Source organism: Cohnella lubricantis (assembly GCF_014212015.1).
GTDB lineage: Bacteria > Bacillota > Bacilli > Paenibacillales > Paenibacillaceae > Cohnella > Cohnella lubricantis.
The window spans coordinates 23,588-46,827 of record NZ_JACJVN010000001.1 but is presented as its reverse complement, the minus strand read 5'-3'; the positions used below and the strand labels follow the sequence as shown (position 1 = coordinate 46,827).

15 protein-coding genes are annotated in these 23,240 nt (G+C 58.1%); 13 read left to right on the top strand and 2 right to left on the bottom strand.

The window, feature by feature from the left end; translation table 11 throughout:
- The first annotated feature begins 126 nt into the window (after window positions 1–126).
- Window positions 127–1,110 (top strand): ArsR/SmtB family transcription factor, encoded by a 984-nt coding sequence (locus H4Q31_RS00170; protein ID WP_185177046.1) that lies wholly within the window; start codon window positions 127–129, stop codon window positions 1,108–1,110.
- The gene (locus H4Q31_RS00165; RefSeq protein WP_185177045.1) at window positions 1,073–4,375 is read left to right on the top strand and encodes a DEAD/DEAH box helicase; all 3,303 of its coding nucleotides are present in this window, start codon (window positions 1,073–1,075) and stop codon (window positions 4,373–4,375) included. The genes H4Q31_RS00170 and H4Q31_RS00165 overlap by 38 nt, the downstream gene beginning before the upstream one ends.
- Window positions 4,376–4,422: 47 nt before the next feature.
- Here H4Q31_RS00165 and H4Q31_RS00160 read toward each other — a convergent pair whose 3' ends face one another.
- Window positions 4,423–4,998 carry a dienelactone hydrolase family protein gene (locus H4Q31_RS00160; protein WP_185177044.1) on the bottom strand — a complete coding sequence of 192 codons (576 nt, stop codon included), beginning with the start codon at window positions 4,996–4,998 and terminating at the stop codon, window positions 4,423–4,425.
- A 205-nt stretch (window positions 4,999–5,203) separates the two neighbouring features.
- Here H4Q31_RS00160 and H4Q31_RS00155 point away from each other — a divergent pair, with 205 nt between their 5' ends.
- Complete coding sequence (locus H4Q31_RS00155; protein ID WP_185177043.1) at window positions 5,204–6,124, top strand: aldo/keto reductase; 921 nt, start codon at window positions 5,204–5,206, stop codon at window positions 6,122–6,124.
- Window positions 6,125–6,406: 282 nt separating this feature from the next.
- Here the strand turns inward: H4Q31_RS00155 and H4Q31_RS00150 are convergent, their stop codons facing one another.
- Complete coding sequence (locus tag H4Q31_RS00150) at window positions 6,407–7,216, bottom strand: helix-turn-helix domain-containing protein (protein ID WP_185177042.1); 810 nt, start codon at window positions 7,214–7,216, stop codon at window positions 6,407–6,409.
- A 136-nt stretch (window positions 7,217–7,352) separates the two neighbouring features.
- Between H4Q31_RS00150 and H4Q31_RS00145 the strand changes: the two genes are divergently transcribed.
- From H4Q31_RS00145 to H4Q31_RS00100, 10 genes are all read left to right on the top strand, one after another.
- Complete coding sequence (locus H4Q31_RS00145) at window positions 7,353–8,168, top strand: phytanoyl-CoA dioxygenase family protein (protein WP_185177041.1); 816 nt, start codon at window positions 7,353–7,355, stop codon at window positions 8,166–8,168.
- 295 nt (window positions 8,169–8,463) lie between these two features.
- Complete coding sequence (locus H4Q31_RS00140) at window positions 8,464–10,896, top strand: glycoside hydrolase family 2 TIM barrel-domain containing protein (RefSeq protein ID WP_185177040.1); 2,433 nt, start codon at window positions 8,464–8,466, stop codon at window positions 10,894–10,896.
- Window positions 10,874–11,782, top strand: coding sequence for an ABC transporter permease (locus H4Q31_RS00135; RefSeq protein ID WP_185177039.1), 909 nt, complete (start codon window positions 10,874–10,876; stop codon window positions 11,780–11,782). The genes H4Q31_RS00140 and H4Q31_RS00135 overlap by 23 nt, the downstream gene beginning before the upstream one ends.
- Window positions 11,783–11,795: 13 nt before the next feature.
- On the top strand, window positions 11,796–12,731 hold the full coding sequence (locus H4Q31_RS00130) for a carbohydrate ABC transporter permease (RefSeq protein ID WP_376698197.1): 936 nt from the start codon (window positions 11,796–11,798) through the stop codon (window positions 12,729–12,731).
- Window positions 12,732–12,801: 70 nt separating this feature from the next.
- The gene (locus H4Q31_RS00125) at window positions 12,802–14,394 is read left to right on the top strand and encodes an extracellular solute-binding protein (protein WP_185177038.1); all 1,593 of its coding nucleotides are present in this window, start codon (window positions 12,802–12,804) and stop codon (window positions 14,392–14,394) included.
- A gap of 129 nt (window positions 14,395–14,523) precedes the next feature.
- On the top strand, window positions 14,524–15,555 hold the full coding sequence (locus tag H4Q31_RS00120) for a LacI family DNA-binding transcriptional regulator (protein ID WP_185177037.1): 1,032 nt from the start codon (window positions 14,524–14,526) through the stop codon (window positions 15,553–15,555).
- 226 nt (window positions 15,556–15,781) lie between these two features.
- On the top strand, window positions 15,782–17,224 hold the full coding sequence (locus H4Q31_RS00115; protein ID WP_185177036.1) for an ABC transporter substrate-binding protein: 1,443 nt from the start codon (window positions 15,782–15,784) through the stop codon (window positions 17,222–17,224).
- Between the two features lie 93 nt (window positions 17,225–17,317).
- Window positions 17,318–18,208 (top strand): carbohydrate ABC transporter permease, encoded by an 891-nt coding sequence (locus H4Q31_RS00110; RefSeq protein WP_185177035.1) that lies wholly within the window; start codon window positions 17,318–17,320, stop codon window positions 18,206–18,208.
- Between the two features lie 27 nt (window positions 18,209–18,235).
- Window positions 18,236–19,069 carry a carbohydrate ABC transporter permease gene (locus H4Q31_RS00105; RefSeq protein ID WP_185177034.1) on the top strand — a complete coding sequence of 278 codons (834 nt, stop codon included), beginning with the start codon at window positions 18,236–18,238 and terminating at the stop codon, window positions 19,067–19,069.
- Window positions 19,070–19,245: 176 nt separating this feature from the next.
- Window positions 19,246–23,226: a DUF5722 domain-containing protein gene (locus H4Q31_RS00100; RefSeq protein WP_185177033.1), complete on the top strand. Its 3,981-nt coding sequence runs from the start codon at window positions 19,246–19,248 to the stop codon at window positions 23,224–23,226.
- The last annotated feature ends 14 nt before the right edge of the window (window positions 23,227–23,240 follow it).

Below are 23,240 nucleotides of genomic sequence, written 5' to 3'. Positions count from 1 at the left end.
GCAGATCATCCTAAGGTGATTAAACAACAGTTGTTTATTGATTTGCAATAATATAAATTGATAATCCGAAAAAGTTGCAATAGATTTATATTTATATAATTTCAAGAAGAGGGGAGATGACAAGAGATGGGGATCAGGGCGAACGGAGACCCTAAATATATGGCGCTCTATGATGCTCTAGCCAGCGATGTCAGGTGGAGAATCATGGAGATGATTGCATCGGAAGAGATGAATGTGAAGGAGATTGCCGCCTGTCTGGGGCTCAGTCCGGCCATTGTCACGATGCATTTGAGGAAGTTGGAGCAGGCGGAGCTGATCGGTTGCCGCAGAGTCCGGCGGAACGGAGGAACGCACAAGCTATGCAGCCTCAAGCAAAGCATGATTGAGATTGAACTTCCGTTAACGAGATCGGCCCGTTCCTATCGCGAGCAGACGATTCCTGTCGGGCATTATACGGCGTTCGAAGTGTTCCCTACATGCGGGCTGGCAACGAAAGAGCAGATAATTGGCCAGTTCGACGATCCGCGTTATTTTCTAGATCCCGAACGTGTCAATGCGGCGATCCTGTGGTTCGGACAAGGTTATGTCGAGTATAAGACGCCGAATTATTTGCTTGCGGGCGAGAGAGCGGAGGAGATCGAGATCTCCATGGAGATCGCCTCGGAAGCGCCGGGTCTCAGCGACCACTGGCTGTCGGACATCCGCTTCGTGTTCAATGGCGTGTCGCTTGGCACATGGACCAGTCCTGCCGACTTCGGTCGAGCGGCTCGCGGGAAGTACACGCCGGACTGGTGGCAGAGAGAGGTCAACCAGTACGGCTTATGGAAGACGATTCGCGTGAACGCGAACGGCACATTCATGGACGGGGAGCCGCTGTCGGATGTATCGATCGAAGACTTGCGGCTGGAGGAACCCTTCTGGACCTTGCGATATACGGTAGATGGCGACGCTGAGCACGTAGGTGGGCTGACGCTCTATGGCGCCGGATTCGGCAATCATGACAAGGATATTGTGGTGAGAGTGTATAATTCAAAAACCACGGATTCCAGGCTGCATAGAGAGGAGGCGCATGATGAACGGACGAAGCGCGGGCAAGCCTGCCTTAAATGAGCGAGCCATAAGATCGCTATGCGGCGAGACCGCTTATCGGAAGGGAGAGGCGTATTGCCGTGCGGGCAAGGTGTCGCTGGCGCTCTCGGAGATGAGCGGCGGGCGGACCTTGTATGACGCGGCCATTAAGGATAACGGCAACTGCCGCGTCACGTTGGCCTTGCAGGGCGACGAACTGTTGCAAGCGGAGTGTGTCTGCTCTGCGGGCTTCTCATTCGACACTTATTGCAAGCATGTCGCCGCCGCTCTGCTGCGGCTCTTGGAAGAGCGGCGGATCGGAGAGCAGAGAAGGGGAGAGCCGGAGGGATTCGAGCTCCCGGGAGCCGAAGATAGCCGGATCGCGAGCCGTGTGCTCGAGCTGTTCAAACGCGAGCCCCGTCCCTCAAGCGGCGTCCGCAGCCGCTTCGAATCCCGGGAGCAGTTGGCGGCCGAGTTCACGGTCGCGCCTTATCGAAGCGGACCGCGGAGGCGCTTGCTTGGGATCGAGCTGCGAGTCGGGCCAGGTCCCGGCAAGACATATGCCGTGCCCGATATCAGGGAGCTTCTGGGCTGCTATGAGCGCGGACAAGCTCTCGCCGTCTCCAGGCACTTCACCTACGACCCCGCCTCGCACTGCTTCGAGCCAGAAGCGGAGGCGATCCTTCTGCAGCTGCTCGAGGTGCGCCGCGACGAACGGCTCCAACGCGAAGCTGTTGGCGCACTGTACACCGGCGAGGTCGCGGATACACGCACCTTGCCGATTCCGCCGCAGGCTTGGGCAGCGATAGCTCCCAAGCTGGCGGCTGCTCCGCTAGTCAAAGTGAGCGATGGCGAACGAATCTATGACGGCGTTGAGCTGACGGAGGAGCCGCTGCCGCTGCGGTTCGCCTTCGACCAGATTGAGGGAGAGGGCTTCCAGCTTGATGTGCAGGGGCTGGAGGGCGTGCTCATGATGGAGCCGTACAGCATGGCGCTGTCGGAGGGCCGCTTCTTCCGGCTCAGACCGGCGGGAGCCGGACGGCTGGCCGAGCTGCAGAAGATTCTTAGAAGCGGCGAGAGGGATCGGATCCTCATCCCGCCGGGCCAGATGGAATCGTTCATGGAGCGCGTCGTTCCCGGCTTGATGCAGCTAGGCGAGGTCCATATCTCGAGGACCGTATCGGACCGGATGGTGAGAGCGCCGTTGGAAGCTCGAATCTATCTGGACCGCCTTCGCGACCGCCTGCTGGTCGGTCTGGAATTCCAATATGGCGACATCGTGATTAATCCGCTGGAGGAAGCGGGAGCGGGGGCACGCCAAGGCGAGAGCCGCATACTGGTCCGCGAAGGCGAGCGGGAGACGCGCATACTGGAATTGCTCGAGTCTGCCGGGTTCGCCAGGAATGAGAGCAGCTACTTCATGGAAGATGAAGACAGCGAATACGATTTTCTACACCATGTTGTACCGCAATTGGAGAAGCTAGCGCGGATCTATGCTACATCCGCCGTCAAAGAGAGACTCTATATCGGCAATCCGCCGCCGAACGTCTCGGTGGAGCTCGACGAGCGCACGAACTGGCTGGAGTTCCGATTCGAGATGGACGGCATCCCCGAGTCGGAGATCCGAGGGATCATTCAAGCTCTGGAGGAGAAGCGGCGCTACTATAGGCTCCCGGACGGGGCGCTGATGCCGCTCGAGACGGAGGAGTTCCAGGAGATGATCCGCTTCCTCAACGAAGTCGCGCTGCCGCGCGGCGAGATCGTCGGATCCAAGTTCCGCTTGCCTGCCGCACGCGGTCTTCATCTGCTGGACGCGCGCGATCGTGACCGCGATCGGGGCGGGCTTGTCCGCCTGGGCAGATCGATCCGCCTTCTGCTGGAGCGCCTCCGCAATCCGGACCACATGGAGTTCGCCGTCCCGGATGCGCTGGCTCCCGTGCTGCGGGATTATCAGCAATTCGGCTATCAATGGCTGAAGACGCTGGCGCATTATCGGTTCGGCGGCATCTTGGCGGACGATATGGGACTGGGCAAGACAATCCAGAGCATCGCCTATCTCGTCTCCGTGCTGCCGGAGATTCGCGCTCGCAGACAGCCTGCGCTCATCGTCGCGCCTGCTTCGCTTATGTACAACTGGCTGAGTGAGCTTCGCCGATTCGCGCCGGGATTCCGGGCGGTTATCGCCGACGGGGACAAATCCGAGCGCGCCAGGATTCTGAACGCGGCGGAGGAGGCCGACGCCGTCATCGTCTCCTACCCGCTGCTGCGGCGGGATATCGCGCGATATGCCAAGCTCTCGTTCCATACGCTCATTCTGGACGAGGCCCAGGCGTTCAAGAATTATGCGACCCAGACGGCGAGGGCCGTGAAGGCGCTGAGCGCCGAGTACCGGTTCGCGCTCACGGGCACGCCCATCGAGAATTCGCTGGATGAGCTCTGGTCGATCTTCGATGCGGTATTCCCGGGATTGTATCCGGATCGCAAGGCGTACGGGGGGATGACGCGGGAGGCGATCGCCAAGCGCGCGCGTCCGTTCCTGCTGCGGCGGCTGAAGCGGGACGTGCTTCGGGAACTGCCGGAGAAGATCGAGTCGATGCAGGTATCGGAGCTGCTGCCGGAGCAGAAGAAGCTGTACGCCGCCTATCTGGCGAAGCTGCGGCAAGAGACGCTCAAGCATCTCGACGAAGGCTTCGGCAGAAGCCGCATCCGGATTCTAGCGGGGCTGACAAGGCTGCGCCAGATCTGCTGCCATCCCGCCTTGTTCGTTGAAGATTATGCGGGCGGATCGGCCAAGCTGGCTCAATTGCTGGAGATGATCGAGGACTGCCGCCAAGCAGGCAGGCGAATGCTCGTCTTCTCGCAATTTACCGAGATGCTCGGGATAATCGGGAAGGAGCTCGGATATCGCGGCGTGCCGTTCTTCTACTTGGACGGCTCCACGCCGGCTTCCGAGCGCGTGGAGCTGTGCGATCGGTTCAACGAGGGAGAGCGCGATCTGTTCCTCATCTCGCTGAAGGCCGGCGGGACCGGACTGAATCTGACCGGCGCGGATACCGTCGTCCTGTACGACCTCTGGTGGAATCCCGCGGTAGAGCAGCAGGCCGAGGATCGGGCGCACCGCATCGGGCAGAAGAAGGTTGTGCAGGTCATTCGGCTCGTCTCCCGGGGGACTGTGGAGGAGAAGATGCACCAGCTGCAGCAGAGGAAGAAGACGCTGATCGCAGAGGTTATTCAACCCGGCGAGGAGGCGCTTGCCGCTCTGACGGAGGAGGATATCTTAGAGCTGCTGTCGATGGAAGCGACGTAGCGGAAGGTGCATTTTCGACCATGAACGTGTTGTGATCTGCTGATAAGCTACTTCGATCGTAGGAATTCCAGCACGCGTTCCACCAGCAACGCTGTCGCTTCGGCGTCATAAGACGGCAAGCTGCTATCGGCGAAGTAATGCTGATCGCCCGGGTACAAGAAGAGCTCGCCATGCCGCTCGGATGCCGCGAGCTCGCGCGCCGCCTCGATATCGCCTTCGCCGACGAAGAACGGATCGGCGTCCATGCCATGGATCTGCACCGGCATGCCTGTCGGCCAGGGGGATCCGAGCATCGCGGGCGTAACACACGCGTAGAAGAGCAAGGCGCCTCGTGCGCCTTCGCGTGTCTGCGCAAGCTTCTGGGCCGGCAGCACGCCGAGAGAGAACCCCGCATAGACGATCTCGCGCGGAAGCTCGAGCGCTGCCCGTTCGCCGCGTGCAATGATCTCTTCGAACCCAACCTCAGTCACATAAGCGAGGCCATCCTCAATCGAGTCGAACGTACGGCCCTCGAACAGGTCGGGAACGTGCACGGTATGCCCGCCAGCTCTGAGCTCCCCGGCGAAGACGTTCATACCCTTCGTCACGCCAAGCGCATGATGGAACAGAAGAACTTCAGCCATCTCACTACTCCTCTTCTATGCGAAAATGATAGATCTGCGTCACTTGTTGTCTCCCCTAAGAGTTCGCCTGCACACCGCCGCAAACCTGCCGGCAGTACAATAATCTTGTTGTGAACGCGCGTTCGCTTGAAGTTGCACGGCCAAAGGTCTATCGTAGGAAGAGAAGATAACTTAACTTAACTAAGCAGAAAGCGGAGGTGCACATATGAAGTACAGACGGTTAGGCAGCACGGAGTTGAAGGTATCCGTCGTTGGGGTCGGCACTTGGCAGTTCGGCGGGGATTGGGGCAAGGACTTCAGCCAGCGCGAAGTGGATGCGATTCTCGACCGCGCCCAGTCGCTTGGGATCAACCTGCTGGATACGGCAGAATGCTATGGGCCGCATCACCGTTCGGAGACGTTCATCGGCGATTACTTAAAGCGCGGCAAGCGGGAAGACTGGGTCGTCGCTTCCAAGTTCGGCCATCGCTGGCACGACCATTGGGAGAACGCTTGGAGCGCGGACGCCATCCGCGTGCAGCTGGAAGAATCGTTGAAGGCGCTGCAGACCGATTACATCGACCTCTACCAATTCCATTCGGGACCGGACGAGGTGTTCGATAACGACGAGCTGTGGACGATGCTGGACAAGCAGGTGGAAGCAGGCAAGATCCGCAACCTCGGCATCTCGATCGGCGCCAATGACAATATCCATCAGACGGCTAAGGCGACTGAATATAACGCCAAGGCGATTCAAGTCGTCTATAACCGGTTGGACAAGAAACCGGAGGAAGCCGTGTTCCCTTCTTGCATCGAGCAGGATCTCGGCGTTCTGGCCCGGGTGCCGCTGGCGAGCGGCTATCTGAGCGGCAAGTATAAGCCGGGAGCGGTCTTTGAAGACAACGTTCGGAAGAATCGCGATCGTGCGGACGTCGACGAGAAGCTCCGCCAAGTGGAAGAGATCGCGAAGACGGAGGTGCCGGAAGGCGTCGACATGGCGACCTGGGCGCTCGCTTGGTGCCTGCAGCATCCGGCCGTCACCTGCGTCATCCCGGGCTGCAAGAGCCCGGAGCAGGTCGAAGCCAATGCGGCCGCCGCTTCCCTTGACCTCGTGAAGGACGATCATCGGGCGGCTTGGGAGGATTAATCGCAGATGCTTAACGGAATGTGGTTCCGTTAATAGCGAGTTGAAGTACGCTTCCCTCGAAGTTACGGAACTGCGTTCCGTTATTTCCGCGTTTGAAGTTGGCTGCTCGAACGAATGCGGCGGATAACGGAACTGCGTTCCTCTAATGCGTCTGCGGGCAAGTAATTGCGTCAAGATAACGGAACACGCTTCCGCTATGGCATGAGGCGGCTGAGCTGCGAACTTGCCGAATAAGCTTCGAGACCTTCTCGCTGTTTAAAGCCGCGTTATCGCGGCTTTTCCTTATTCATCTCGCCCGTTCAACGCTTGGCGATAAGCTCTCGGGCTGACACCGATATATTTGACGAATTGCTCCGCGAAGTGGTTGTAGTTCTGATAGCCGACGTCAAGCGCAGCTTCGGATGCATGGCGGCCTTGGCGTTCCATCAGCATCGCCGCCTGGCGAACGCGCATCCGGTTCAAGTATTCCACGACCGTCTGCCCGGTCTCTTGCTTGAACAGATGGGACAGTCGGGAGACGGACAAGCCGACCTGGCGGGCAAGCGCGTCCATGCGAATCTCCTGCTTCATCGAATGCGACAGCAACTGAAGCGTATGCTCGATCCGAGAGTCTAGCCGCCGGCTCATTCGCCGCGCGAGCAGGAGCAGAATCTCGCGCAGCGAATTCTCGCATAGCTGCTGCCAGAGCCCGAATCGGTCGCGGGAGTCCTGCAGCACGCGGCGGAACGCCCGCTCAACCCGCTCGCGCAGCGCCCCCCCCGGCAGATGCTCGATCCATACCTCCTCGTCCGGCAGATAGCCGTTCTCCGGGAGTCCGGGATAATGAATCCAGAGGAACGTCCAGTGGCCTCCTGTGACGGTTCCATACTCATGAGGCACGCCGGCTCTCAGCAGCGCCGCCTGTCCTTCCCCGCAGCGCCGCTCCCCGGACGGCGTCCGGAAGTATCCTTCGCCAGCCAGCGTATAGACGATAAGCCAGTCCTTCATGCCTTGCGGACGGCTCGTGCGGTACGCGTCGTCGCAGTCGAACAGATCGCCGAAGATCAGATGGCCGTCCCATTCGGGTCCGAGTTCCGTCAGCACCGTCTCCATTGTGCATGCTCCCTTCCGGGCGATGAGATTCGCAGCAGAATACCGTGACTTATTAGCAGCTATCTTACTTCTTCTAAGCTAAGGAACAAGGTATCTTATTGTCAAGACGATTCAACCTGAGAAGGAGAGATCGCTTGTGGATGCCGCTTACCAATCGAAGACGTTAACGGAAGAGCAATTGCGCCATTTCGAGTCGGAAGGTTACTTGATCGTCAAAGGCTCGTTCCGTGAGGAGGAGCTGGCTGAGATAGACGAGACGTTCGAGCAGATCAGCCGCGCCGTCGTGCCTGGATATTTCGAGCCGGAACTGGATGGCAGGGCCGATGATCCGTTGAAGCGTTACCCGCGCGTCATGCACCCTCACCGGTTCAACGATACCGCCAAGAAGTATATGCTGCACAAGCCCGTCATGGACGTGCTGGCTGATCTCTACGGCGAGGAGGCGTTAGCCGCTCAGAGCATGTTCTACTACAAGCCGCCGGGTTCGCGCGGCCAGGCGCTGCACCAGGATAATTTCTACCTCCAGGTAGAGCCGGGCAACTGCATCGCGGCATGGACCGCGATCGATCCGGCCGACGAAGAGAACGGCGGGATGCTTGTCGTGCCGAAGACGAGCGAATATGCGCTCGTCTGCCCGGAAGAAGCCGATGCGCGCGAGTCGTTCACCACCCATTACGTCAAGCCGCCGAAGGATACGAAGGCTGTGCCGGCCGTCATGGAGCGGGGCGACGTGCTCTTCTTCAACGGCAATCTGATTCACGGCTCTTACCGGAACAAGACGAAGGACCGGTTCCGCCGCGCATTCATCTGCCATTACGCCAACGTATCAGCTACTAAGATCAGCGGGTACTACCGTCCTCTGTTCCGGGCGGACGGAACGGCGGTCGATCGGGAAGCGAATACGGCAGGCGGCCCGTGCGGCATTGAATTCAACACGGCGTATCCGCACTGAGCGGCGCATAAAGCCAATCAACAGTCTTCTAAACACCCTGCGGGGAGAACACTTTCAGAGAGTGTTCTTCTTGCGGGGATTTTGACTTGTCATACGCTTATTTTTACCACTTGTATCGCTGCTGTTGACACTGATTTAAGGGCGATAGTATACTCGATTCACAAGCAAATGAAAGCCCTTACATACGGAAGGGTTTTTCTTTCAGACAGAAATGTAACCCGTTACATGAAACCTGTTACATTTGGCGAAATCCCTCGATTTATGGCGCTTTTATCCCCCTGAAAGGAGCAGGAGAATGAGCGACGGCAGAATCGTGCAGAACCTGAATTTGGATTGGCATTTCAAGAGAGGCGATGAGCCTCGGGCCTGGTACAAAGGATTTGACGATGCCGATTGGCGAAGCGTCACATTGCCTCACGATTGGTCGGTGGAAGAGCCTTTCTCGAAGGAGCATTCAAGCGGAACGGGATATCTGCCCGGAGGCACCGGCTGGTACCGGCGATGGTTCGAGCTGCCGCACGAATGGAAGGGCAAGCGGGTCAGCATTACTTTCGAAGGCGTCTACAACAATTCGCAGGTGTGGTGCAACAGCTACTACTTGGGGAAGCGGCCCTACGGATACAGCACGTTCACTTATGATTTGACCGACTTCATCAGCTTCGAAGACGGCGGCAATGTCATCTCCGTCAAGGTCGATCACAAGGATATTGCGGATTCCAGATGGTTCACAGGCTCGGGCATCTATCGGGATGTATACCTGACGGTCACCGACCCGATCCATATCGCTCCGTACGGTGTCTTTGTGAAGACGCCGGAGGTGACGGCTGAGCGGGCAGCCGTTGCCGTGGACGTCCGCATCTCCAATGAGACGAACGGCGATGAGGAGGTTCGAGTTCAGCATACGCTCCGCGATCAAGACGGTCAGCTGATCGGTTCGGCGCTGTCGTTCGTAACGATCCAGGCAGGAGCTGAAGCGAAGGTCGAACACGCCGTTGAGGTGAACCGGCCGAATCTCTGGTCCCCGGATTCCCCCTATCTATACGATCTGACGACTGAAGTGGCCAAGAATGGCGAGGTCGTCGACAGCTTGCAGACGCCCGTAGGCATACGTTGGTTCACGTTCGATGCGGAGAAGGGCTTCTTCCTGAACGATGTCCCGATGAAGATCAAAGGCGTCTGCGTCCACCACGATGCCGGCTGTCTCGGCGCTGCCGTGCCCGAGAAGGTGTGGGTCCGAAGGCTCGCGGCGCTGAAGGAGATGGGATGCAACGCCATCCGAATGAGTCACAATCCGCCGGCGCCTAATCTGCTTGATCTGTGCGACCGTATGGGATTCCTCGTCATGGACGAAGCGTTCGACGAATGGGAAGGCGTGAAGAACAAATGGTCGACCGGGCACAACGTCTATCCGCCTAAGCATTACGGCTATTACGAAGATTTTCCCCAGTGGGGCGAGACCGACATCAAGGAGATGGTGCTCCGGGACCGCAATCATCCATCCATTATCTTGTGGAGCATCGGCAACGAAGTCGACTATCCCAACGATCCGTACTGCCACCCTTACTTCGATACGATGACCGGCAACAACGACGCCAACAAGCCTGCGGCCGAACGGATGTACGATCCGAACAAGCCGAATGCCGAACGATTGGCCGTCATCGCGAGACGACTCGTGAAGTACGTGAAGGAATGCGACGACACAAGGCCTGTCACCGCAGCGCTGGCTTTCCCGGAGCTGTCGAACTTGACCGGCTATGCCGACGCGCTGGATGTGGTCGGCTACAATTACAAGGAGCATCTGTACAGCGAGGATTTAAGCCGATATCCGGGGCGCGTGATCTACGGCAGCGAGAATAGCTCCAGTCTGGAGGCGTGGCTTGCCGTTCGGGATAACCCGGCGATCAGCGCCCAATTCATCTGGACCGGGATCGATTACTTGGGTGAAGCCCGCGGCTGGCCGGTTCGGGCGGCGCAGTCCGGATTCCTGGATCTGGCCGGCTTTAAGAAGACGGGCTATTACTACCGGCAGAGCTTGTGGAGCGAGGAGCCGATGGTATTCCTCGCTGCGGCCAAGGCAAGCGATCCCTGGATCGCCGAGAGACGCAGATGGGCAGGCGTCGATCCGCATTGGAATTGGGCGGCAGGAGAGAAGGTCGAGGTCTTCTGCTATACCAATTGCGAGGAAGCGGAGCTCCGGCTGAACGGCAGATCGCTTGGGGCTAAGAAGCTGAAGGAGGACCCGCGCGGCTATCTATCTTGGGAGGTTGACTACGAAGCAGGAACGCTGGAAGTCATCGCTCGAGGAGCCGATGGGACCTCCCGGATCTGCCGACTCGTAACGGCATCGGAGCCTGCGAAGCTGGCGATGACCGCGGATTGCGCGGAGCTGCGGGCTAACGGACAGGATATCGCTCACGTTGAGATCCAGGTCACCGACGGCAGCGGACGGCTCGCGTACTTGGCCGACCATCCGATCACGCTGTCCGTGACAGGGCCGGGAACGATCATCGGCATGGAGAGTGGAGACGTTCAGGATCTCGAGCCCTACAGCTCCAGAATAAGGAAAGCCTACCGAGGCAAGCTTCTTGCCTACGTTAGAGTGGGCACTGAACCTGGAGAGATCGTCGTGACGGCGGAAGCTCCCGGATTGGGAGCGGCTCGGGGCGCGATCGCGGCCAAGTCGACTGCCCGGAAGGAGGAGAGCCATGTTAGCCCGATTACGGAGTAATCGCACGCTTCTAATCATGTGTCTGCCCGCCATCGCCTTCTTCGTCGTATTCGCGTACTTGCCGATGCCCGGCGCCTATATGGCCTTCATCCAATTCAATTACTCGGACGGCATCTTCGGCAGCAAATTCGTCGGACTAGACAACTTCCGATTCCTGGTCTTGACGGGTGATCTCTGGCGGCTGACCTTTAACACGATCGCTTACAACATCGCCTTCATCCTGTTCGGCAACGTGATGCAGATCCTCGTCGCGGTTCTGATGAACGAGCTGCGCCTCAAGTGGTTCCGCAAGGTGTCCCAGACGCTGATGTTCCTGCCGTACTTCATCTCTGTTGTCTTGATCGGCCTGATTGCCTATAACATCCTTAGCTATGACTTTGGCCTGTTGAACAGCGTGCTGCGATCGCTGGACATAGAGCCGGTTAAGACGTACTCCGATCCGACAATATGGCCATTCATCATCGTCCTTACCTTCCTCTGGCAATCCACCGGTTACGGTTCCATCATCTACTTCGCGGCGATTATGGGGCTGGACAGCGAGGTCGTCGAAGCGTCGGAGATCGACGGAGCCAACGCGTTCCAACGCATCTATTACATTATTCTGCCCTGGCTCAAGCCGACGTTTATCATCCTGCTGCTCTTCTCGCTCGGCGGCATTCTGAAGGGGAATTTCGGTTTAATCTACAACCTGGTCGGAGCGAACAACTCCGCGCTGTATCCGACCACGGACATTATCGAGACGTTCGTGTTCCGGGCCTTGATGACGAACTTCAACTTCTCGCAGGGAAGCGCCGTCGGCTTGTACCAGTCCGTGTTCGGCTTCGGGATCGTCATGCTGGCTAACTGGCTCGTCCGCAAGATCTCTCCGGAGAACTCATTATTCTAAGAGGAGGGCCGCTATGGATAACGCCCTAGAGACTCGAATGGACGCCGGCCTGGAGTCACGAAGCATTCGCACCGATGCCAGCGGCAGGTTCATCCGAGGATTCGGTTATATCGTGATCGGTTTGTTCGCGCTGTTCAGCCTGCTGCCCTTCCTGCTCGTACTCGGCACGTCGTTCACAGCGGAGAGCGCAATCCGGCAATACGGCTTCAACCTGATTCCAAGAGTCTTCAGCACATTCGCTTATGAGATTGTATTCGAGAATCCGCAAAGGATCGTCGGTTCCTTCATCCTGACGATCGGTCTGGTTGTCGTGGGGACAGCGATTGGCCTGTTCATCATCGCCATGACCGGCTACGCCCTGCAGCGCCCCGACTTCGCCTATCGCAACAAGATCTCCTTCTTCATCTACTTCACGACGCTGTTCTCCGGCGGCCTCGTCCCGTTCTATCTGCTCATCACCCAGTATCTGCAGTTGAAGGACAATTACATGGCCGTCCTGCTGCCCGGACTTCTGTCGCCGTTCCTGATCATTATGATGAAGAGCTTCGTACGCTCCATTCCGCACGCGATCACGGAATCGGCGAAGATCGACGGCGCAGGCGACTTCACGATCTTCGTGAGGCTCATTCTGCCGATGACGACGCCCGCGCTCGCGACGATCGGCTTGTTCTTGGCGATCAGCTACTGGAACGAGTGGTACCACTCGATGCTCTTCCTATCGGCGGATATGGAGTACCGTCCGCTGCAGTATTTCCTCTATCAGACCATTACGACCGCCGACTTCATTCGCAACTCGGCGGCAGCATCCAACGTGCCGCTGCGCGACGTGCCGCTTGAGAGCATGAAGATGGCGACAGCGGTTGTGGCAACACTGCCGGTTATCTTCTTCTATCCGTTCGTTCAGCGGTACTTCATCAAGGGGATTACCATCGGAGCGGTCAAAGGCTGATGTGACCGGGGCCCTAAAGCCTCTGCACATAGTATGGCAAGGTTAAATCAATTAAGGGGAGGAAATTCGATTGTCCAAGGTGAAGAAAGCCTCATTCCTGGTTCTCTCGACAGCTCTGACGCTCAGCTTAGCCGCTTGCTCGGGCAACAATAACAATGGCTCCAGCGCAAGCTCAAGCCCAGACTCCGGCAGCAGCTCATCCGCCGGCAGCTCCGATGTGGATACGTCAAAGCTCGTCAAGATCAGCTATCTCGTATTGGGTGACAAACCGACCAACGGCCAATTCGAGAAGGTCATGGAGAAAGTCAACGCGCTTATGAAAGAGAAGATTAATGTGGAGCTCGAATGGCAGTGGATCGAGTGGACGGATTGGCAGACGAAGTACAATCTGGCGCTGGCGTCCGGCGAACCGTACGACTTGATTACGATCGGCACAGACTGGCTGGATACGTGGGCGAACGCGCAGCGCGGAGCGTTCATGCCCCTGGACGATCTGCTGCCGAAGTATGCGCCGCAGACATGGGAATCCGTCTCGCAGGAGAGCTGGCAGCAGAGCAAATATGACGGCAAGATCGTCTTGATTCCAGAGGACCAATATACCCAGTGGGTCAATCACGGCTTCTTCTATCGCGGAGACTGGGCGAAGGAGGCCGGTATCACGGAGCCGATCAAGGACTGGGAGACGATCGGCAAGTATCTTCAGTACGTGAAGGATAACAAGCCGGACGCGATTCCGTGGGATGCGACGACGAGCGAGAGCGTATGGGACGGATTCGTCACCTCGTATACGGATGAGATTAACCCGTCGATCTCGACCGGCTACCTGCCGATCTTCTATGGCAAATCGATAGATGATCCCTATACGATCACGAGTCCGGTCTACGACGATACGTTCCTGAACTTCGCGACGATGATGAAGGATTGGGCGGACAAAGGCTACTGGCGCGAGGACGTGCTGAACAACAAGAACAATACCCGGGATGCGCTGCAAGCCGGACTAAGCGGCATGGACCAACACCATTCCCAGACGTTCAGTACGCTTCGCGTTCAGATGGATAAGAAGCAGCCGGGCTCCGAATTGCAGATGTTCCCGTTCTCGCGTACAAGAGGCAATCTGCTCAGCACGCTGATCACGCACGGCGGAACGTCCGTAGGCGCGCACAGCAAGAACCCGGAACGCGCGCTGATGGCGTATGACTTGATCCGCAACGATGAAGAGATCTATCATCTGATCAACTACGGCATCGAAGGCGTCCAGTATGAGATTAAGGATGGCAAGCGGGTTCTTCCGGAAGGCTACGATGAGACAAATGACAGCTTCTATTCCGACTTCTGGGGCGGCCGCGTGGACAAATTCGAGATTCCGACGGACCAGGTCTGGGATCAGATCGGCACGCTGTATCAAGAATATGATAGCTATAAGAAGCCTTACCCGTACGGCCAGTTCGCCTTCGACAAGACGCCAGTCGACGCGGAGCTGACGGCGATCAACCAGGTAACGGGAGAGATGGGGCCGGCCATATCCTACGGCAAGGCCGGAGACCCGGCACAGGCTGTCGAAGAATTCCGCAATAAGCTTAAGCAAGCCGGCTATGACAAAGTGATGGCCGAGCTGCAGAAGCAGATGGATGCTTACAAAGCGATGGTTGAGAGCCAGGGCTAAGAGCCAATTGGCATGAATCGATCCCTCCAAGGGGGCGTGCGGCGACAAGACTGTGCTGTCCCCTTGGAGGGAATTTGTTTATAATATGAACAAATATATGTCCATGCCTAGAAAGGGACTATGCAGGCCATGAAGCAGGTTACCGTATATGACATCGCGAAGGAAGCGAAGGTATCCGTCGCCACCGTATCCCGCGTGCTGAATGGAACGGCGCCCGTCCGAGCCTCGACACGTGCCAAGATCGAAGCGATTATGCACAGGCATCAGTTTCAGCCGAACGCTCTTGCGCGCAGTTTGTCGAAGAAGGAGACTGGCATCATCGGCGTCATTCTGCCCGATATTACGAACTCCTTCTTCCCCGAAGTATTCTCCGGCATTATGCAGGAGGGGCAGGAGACGGGATACACGTTCTTCCTGTGCGATACGATGGGGCAATACGACAAGGAATCCGAGTTCCTGAATATTATGCGGGAGAAGCGTGTGGACGGCATCCTGTTCATGGGCGGGCGCATCAATCTGAATGATTGCGACGAAGCACTGGTTCAGGAAGTGATGGAGCATGCGAACAAGATTCCGCTCGTTCTGGTCAACGGGAATCTGAAGAACGCGAACTTGACGCGGGTGGCGACGGACGAATACGCAGGGACGATGCTGGCGGTTCGCCATCTGATCGAGCTGGGCCATACGAGGATCGGCTTCATCGGCGGTGAGAGCCATATGGCGACCACGATGGTCAAGATGCGGGCTTATCGCAAGTGCTTGCGGGAGGCGGGCTTGCCGATTCGGGAGGAATGGGTACTGCCGGACGACTTCTCCGTAGATGCCGGGAACAGGCAGATGCAGCGGCTGCTGAGTCAGACAGAGCGGCCGACGGCCGTCTGCTGCGTGAACGACTTCACCGCCATCGGCGCGATGAAGACGGCAATCGATCAAGGGATGCGAGTCCCGGACGATATCTCCATCGTCGGATTTGACGATATCGTGCTTGCCCGCCACTTCATACCGGAGTTGACGACGGTGTCCCAACAGGCGAGCGAGCTAGGACGAACGGCAGTGCAGGTGCTGCGCCAATTAATTAACCAGGAACGAGTGAAGAAGCTCACCTCCCTAAGTCCCAGGCTGGTCATCAGGCAGAGCACCGCTTCGCCTCGATCGGAATAACGAAGTCCGTTTGAAGCTGTCGCCGGAAGATAACCGGGGCAGCTTTTTCTTGTTCTCCCTTAACGCCGCCGGCTTAGCCTTGTCGCAATCTCATAGTCGAATGTCCGAGATTTAGGCGAATATGGGGAGCCTTAGCCCATATATTTCTAATAACAACAATAGAAAGCGCATACAAAAAAGAGAACTGGGGGTCAAGCGGCCGCCTGATCCACAAAGGAGGAAGAAGATGACTATCGGCAAGAGGAGATTGGGGCTCATCGCAGCTTCGGTGCTCAGCATCTCTCTCGTCATCGGCTGTTCCAACGGCAATAATGGCAACTCGAGCAGCAGCCCAACCAGTGAGCCAAGCGATTCCGCTTCCGCATCCGCCAGCGGGACAACGGGGAGCGGGGGCGATCCGGCGGAGAAGACGACCATAACAATTACGTACCGGGATGACGGCACGGGCGAGAACGGCTCGATGTACAAGTGGATCACGGAGATGGCCGCCGATTTCCCGAACAAGAACGTAGAAGTGAAGCCCGCGCCGATTCAAGCTTCGGAAGGCGACTACTTCGCGAAGGTGGCCTTGGCGCTCAAGTCCGCGGATAACGCGCCTGACATCGTGACGGAGGACACGTTCATCCTGAACTCGGACGCCAGCGCCGGCTTCCTGACGCCGCTTGACGACAGGCTTGCGATCTGGCCGGATTGGACGAACGGCTCGTTCATCGAAGCGTTGAAGAAGGGCGTCACAGCCAGCGACGGCAAAGTATACGGCGTCCCTTACAACACGGATTCCAGAGGCTTGTGGTATAACAAGGAGATTTTCAAGCGCGTCGGTCTTCCGGAGGATTGGCAGCCGAAGTCGTGGGACGAAGTCTTGAGCGCGGCCCGCACGATCAAGGAGAAGGAGCCGGACATCGTGCCGATCTGGATGAATATGGGCAAGGCGACAGGCGAAGCGACGTCGATGCAGACGTATGAGATGCTGCTCTACGGGACGGGCGAGCAGCTGTACGACGACGCCACCGACAAGTGGATCACCAAGAGCCAAGGGATAATGGATGCGCTGAACTTCATCAGCACCGTGAACAAGGAGAAGCTCGGCCCGCCGCTCTCCCTCGTGCTGAACGGGCAAGCGGGCAACACGTCCGCCCGAGAATATTTGCCGCAAGGCAAGCTGGCAATCTCGCTGGACGGTTCGTGGATCGTGGGCAATTACCTGGATACCGGGGCCTCGCCATGGCCGGAGTATAAGGATGTGCTCGGCTTCGCGCCGATGCCGACGAGCCAAGGGCAGGCGCCGGGAACGATCACGCTCGCCGGCGGATGGGCGCTCTCCATCCCGAGCAATGCGAAGCACAAGGACGAGGCATGGGAATTCATTCAATTCGCGCTTAACAAAGAGAACTCGCTGAAGCTTGTCACGCTGCTCGGAAGCATCACCGTTCGGGCCGACGTGGGAGCGGAGCCAAGCTACACTCAGCTGCCGTTCAACGGGATCGCGACCGAATTCCTGCAGAACGCCGAATTCCGGCCGGCGCAGGACAAATACCCGGAGGTATCGACCCAGATCCAGACGATGGTCGAGTCGGTAGCGTCGGGGACATCCCCTGAGGATGCGATGAACAAATACGCCAGCGATGTGGCCCGGATCGTGGGCGAGGAGAACATCGCGGAGAGATAGCGGCTGTCAGGCTTGCTCAAGCAGGTTCTCGCGCGCGGGACTGCTTGAGCAAGCGCTATTATCGATTTTCCGCACGTGGAAGGGGTACGAGCGATGAGCAGCTTGACGGTCCAACCGGCCTACAAGAGGAACAAGACCTACACCTGGCTTTTCTACTTGCTTCCTTCGATTGCCATTATGCTGGTGTTCTTCATCTATCCGATCCTGCTGACGTTCTTCTACTCCTTCACGAATCTCGCGCTGACGGGCGAAGCGGCCAGAGAGCTTAAGTTCGTCGGCTTCGATAACTACACCCGCATGTTCGAAGACTCGACGGTCACCGTCAGCATCTGGAATACGCTCGTCTTCCTGATCGGCTCCGCCGTTATTGGACAGCAGGTGCTGGGATTCCTCATTGCTCTTCTGATGAAGCATAAGAGGAGATTCTTCCGCCGAGTGATCGGCACAGTCGTGCTGGCGGGCTGGGTGACGCCTGAGATCGTGTGCGCCCTCTGCTTGTACAGCTTCTTCTCGGACAGCGGAACGCTTAATTCGATTATAGGCGCGTTCGGCATCTCGCCGATCGCGTGGCTGTTCACCGTTCCGATGCTGACGATCATCCTGGCGAATATCTGGCATGGAACGGCGTTCTCGATGCTGGTATTCCAAGCGGCGCTCGACGACGTGCCGAGCGATATTGAGGAAGCTGCGGTCGTAGACGGCGCATCGAGATGGCAGATCCTTATCCGCATTACGCTTCCGTACATTAAACAGACCATAACGACGAATATGATGCTCGTCACCCTGCAGACGCTCGGGGTGTTCGGGCTGATCTATGCGATGACCGGCGGCGGGCCGGGGACGAAGACGACGACGCTTCCGATCTTCATGTACAACCAGGCGTTTATCAATTATCAGCTCGGCTACGGGACGGCGATCTCGCTGCTGCTGCTGCTGATGGGTATCGTGCTGAGCCTGTTCTACATTCGATCGATGCGAGATTAATCCTCGACAAGGACAAGGAGATCCCGTATGAACGCGAGACAACGCAAGGTGCTCTATCGGATTCTGCCCTATGCGGTTCTGACGCTGATCGGCGTATGCTTCCTGCTTCCTCTTCTGTGGGTACTGGTGGCTTCGGTCGATACGAACGCCATGCAGACGCTGAAGTGGCCGCACCGGCTGACCGGCATGAACTATCAAGAGGTCATGACGAGCGGGGAGAACCAACGCGCCTTCCTCGTCGGTCTTCTGATGTCGGCGGGCCAAGCGTTCCTGGTCGTCGTGCTGGCCCTGCTGGCGGCGTATCCCCTATCGCGCTATCAGCTGAAGTACAAGAAGCCGTTCATGCTGACAATTCTGTTCATGACGTCGCTTCCGATTACGGCAGTGATGGTGCCTGTCTATCAGCTGTTCCTGACTCTTCATCTATACGACAACATCTTCGGCGTGATCTTGTTCTACGTGGCCTCCGCCATGCCGTATGGCATCTGGATGCTGAAGAACTTCATGGACTCGGTACCGACCGATCTGGAGGAAGCGGCGTGGGTTGACGGCGCTTCCGTCTTCGCCGGCATGCGCAAGGTGGTCGCTCCGCTCATGGTTCCGGGCATCTGCACGGTAGCCATCTTCACGTTCTCCGGCAGCTGGGGCAACTTCTTCGTGCCGTATATTCTGCTGCAGACGCCCGAGAACTTCCCGGCTTCGCTGAAGCTGTACCAGTTCTTCGGCCTGCACGGCATGGTCGATTACGGCAGTCTGGCGGCGTTCTCGGTGCTGTACGCGGTGCCGTCCATTATCTTGTACATATTGTCCCAGCGGTTCATGTCCAAGGGCTTCGGGCTGCAGGGCGGGACGAAGGGGTGATTAGAATAACCATCTTGAATCTTTGGCGGTCCTGCGGGGCTGTCAGAGATTTTTTTGTGCCATGTGATACGCTTATTTAGTTAAGTATACTAATTAATTGATAATGTTGTAAAAAGAATACCTTGCTGATATATTATATTCGTATTCTTCCATAAACCCTATTGAGGAGGTAGCTTATGTCACGCAAGGGAAAGGTGTCGGCAGCTATAACGGCTGTCATGCTTCTCCAGCTCTTGCTGTCTGCCGTAGCAGGGGCAGGCGCGTACGACCTGGAGCTGCAGCAATCAGACAATGTCTATACAGGACAGGACCTGCTGCCCGCGCTCGTCATCGATGATTTCAACACGGCGGAGGACGCAGCGAAGTGGAAGGCAGGAATGAACACCAAGGAGATTCATTACGCGACCAGCATCTTGAACGGTCCGAACGCTCCGTATGAAGGAGCCGGACTGCTGGAGCAAGTGCCCGAACAAGTCAAAGTGTATGAGTGGAGGTCAATCTACAGGGAGTTCGAGCAGCCGCTGGATCTATCCGCGTACCGCTACCTGGCGTTCGCTGCGAATAGCTGGGGCTGGCAGTCCGTCGAGTACTTCATGAAGATTAAGCTGTATAGCGGAGACAGCACATTTGAGAGCGTTGCCAAGATAGACCACGACAACTGGACCCGTGTGTTCATCGGCTTGGAGGATTGGACGGGCCGGTCGTCCGTGACGCGGATCGACGTGTCCTTCCTGCAGAACTTCGATCTGGAGGGGATCGCGCCGGGAGCTCCGGGCTACGACTACTGGGACGGGCGCTTCCAGATCGATTACCTGACCGCGACGAACGCCTTGGATCTTGCCTTTAACGTGGAAGGCGACACGGAGGGATTCTCGGCGGCGGGCGGCGAGCTGGCCTCGTCCGGCGGACAGCTCGTCTATACGCTGGGCGGTGAGGGCGGCACATTGGAATCGCCGGCTTTGAGGATTGACGCGGGGAGGCGCAACGGCATGTCGATTGCGATGACGAACGACACGGGCGCGAGCGAGCTGACGGTGCAGTGGAAGACGGAGGAGAGCGATTGGAACGATGCCGATGCCAAGACCTTCGCGATCCCGCCTTCGGGCACGTTCTCGCGGGACCTTAACTTCTCCGACATGCCCGGCTGGAGCGGGACGGTGACAGCTATCCGGATCGGTGTACCCGCTTCTTCGGGAACGCTGAAGATCGATCAGCTTCGCTTCAAGTCGATGCCGGTGCTGGAGAAGCCTTATGACGGGACGGCCCAAGCGCGAATAGCCGAGGACGGAGGCATCGCGATCGAGGGCACCGTCCGGCAGGCGTTCGTCGATGCGCATCCGGATGCGCGCCTGTACTTGTTCGAGTTAGCGACTTACGAGGATCCGAAGACGGTTCTCGAAGAGCGCACGCCGCTTGCCGAGGCCGCGCTTGGCGCGTCGTTCCGGTTCGATACGACGCTGCACGACGGCGAGCGGAGCCGGCTCTATTCGAAGTTCGCCGTCGCGGCTGATACGGGGGATGGCGGGTACACGCTAATCGCCGCGCCTCAATACGTGGTCAACGCGGAGGCGATCGCCGCCAACGACGAGCCGTATCCGGAGGCGAAGAGCATCAAAGGGCTTCAGGTGCAAATGACGGGCGACGCTCAGGAGCTGGGCATCAGCCACGCGGCGCTCAACGTCCCGTACAACGAGTTGACGTACAAGACGAACAACCATCCGGACAACACGATCTCTTACACGGTGGAAGGGAAAACCTATTATTTCCGCAAAGACCGAATCGAGCAGCTCGACCGGCAGATCAAGAGCCTGTCGGATAACGGCATTATCGTCTCGCTAATTCTGATTATGTACGATACGAAGAATTCCGACTCGGCTAACGAATATTTGATTCACCCGGATTCGGAGCCGGGCGGTACCGTCTATGCGCTCAACACGTCCAACGCGATCGGCGTGGAATACGTGAAGGCGGCGACCAAGTTCCTGGCCGACCGCTACTCCATGCCGGGCCAGCCGTACGGCCGGGCCGTCAACTACATTGTCGGCAACGAGATCGGCCAGAACAAAGTGTGGAACAACATGGGGCCGAAGCCGCTGGAGGAATACGTCCGGCAGTATGAACAGACGCTCCGTCTCGTCGATACGATCGTCAAGTCGGCCTATGCGAACGCAAGGACGTATGTGTCGCTGGACCACTTCTGGGATGAGAATCTGGGCAGCGACTCCGTCTGGAAATACGACAATAAGGCGATCGTCGACCGGCTGAACGCGCTGACGAAGGCGGAGGGCGACTTCGGCTGGAACATTGCGTTCCATCCTTATCCGCAGGATCTGTTCAACCCGCGCTTCTGGAACGATGCGGATGCGACGGACTCGCCGAATACGCAGCTGATCTCGTTCAAGAATTTGGACGTGCTCGTGAATTACATGAAGCAGCAGGAGGAGTTGTACAACGGCTCGATGCGCCGCATTATTCTGTCGGAGCAGGGCTTCCACAGCTTGACGAATTCGCCGGAGGATCAGCAGCTTCAGGCGGCGGCTTACGCCTATGCCTACTACAAGGTGCGGTTCCTGGACGGGATTGACGCGTTCATTCTGCATCGGCATGTCGATCACGGCCAAGAAGGCGGATTGAATCTCGGCCTGTGGACTCACGCGCCGGGGACGGTGGTGACGCCGGACCGGCACAAGGCCGTCTACGACGTGTTCAAATATATCGATACGAGCCGGTCGCTCGAGGTGACGGACTTCGCGAAGTCAGTGATCGGCATTGGCGATTGGACGGAAGTCATCCCGAACTTCGACCCGGCGCAGCTGGCGGATCGTTCGCTTCCGCAGGCGGGCGGGCTAAGGTTCGTCAGCGAGGACAATAAGGGCGTCAAGTCCGCGGAAGCCAGCGGCTTCGAATCCGGCACGGACGGCTACGCCGCTTCGGACGAGGTGACAGCGGTCAATAGTGTCGCAGGAGCAGCCTACGAGGGAAGCCGTTATCTGTCGGCTTCCGTGAGCAGCGATTACGGCCTAAACTGGGCAGGCGTTCAGAAGACGTTCGCAGCTCCGGTTGACGCGAAGGCGACGCCGTACTTCTCGGCGGCTATCCAAATTCCCGCCGCGAACCCGAACCTGTCTTACTACGCGAAGTTCATCGCTTATAGCGGAGCGGACACCATAGAAGGCACGGCGAGGCTGGACCCCGAAGCTGGCTGGCAGCATCTCGCGATGCCGCTCTCGGATTGGAGCGGATTCCGATCCATTGACCGCGTGAAAATATGGGTTCGCTCGGAGGGCGGTCTGCCGTGGCGGGGCGAGATTCGGATCGACGATGTCTCCTTCATCAAGCTGGCGAAGCCTGATCCGGAGCAAGCGAACGTCGAAGTGGACGCGAAGCTGCTCGCGGACCGGCTGGCGGCCGGCGCGCAGATTAGCGTCACCGTCACGAACCACGGAGCCGATAAGCTGAACAAGAAGCTCGCCGTCCAGACGACGGAAGGGCTGGCGGTGGAACCGGCGGACCTGAAGCTCGGCGACATTGGAACGGACGAGAGCGGGACCTTCATGCTTCAAGTGGTCAGCTACGAGCCGCGGGAGGGCGTAGAGCCCGCGATTATGCTGAACTACGAAGGACGCGTCTTCGCGTTCGTCCTGCAGGAAGCCGATGCAGGACCGGGGCCGGCGGTTGGACTGCCTTACCGGTTCGAGGACGGAGACCTGCAAGGATGGACGGCAGGGGAGAACGTAGCCGGCGTCGCCTCGGTCCAATCCTTCGCGAACGGGCCGACGACGCCGAGCGAAGGTCAATATGCGCTGGCGGCCCATTCGGAGGTCGCGGCAGCCGACGCGTGGCGAACGGTCAAGGTGACGCCTGACGAGCCGCTTGATCTGAGCGGGGCGAGCGCGTTCACGTATGACATCGACTCGTATGGCGGTGTGCCCGGAGCGGCCTACGAGACGCGGCTCACGCTGAAGAGCGCTGTTGGCGGCGACTTCGTCTATACGTCCGCCATGTCGCCGGACCGTTGGAATGCGATCTCCGCGGATATCTCCGCATGGACTGGGCGCTCGTCGGTAACGAGCATCGAGATCTCGTTCCGAGCCGTCGGTAACGACATGGCCTGGATGTCGGATTTTCAATTAGACAATATCAACGCAGAGTTCTAAAGCAAGAGGAGGCT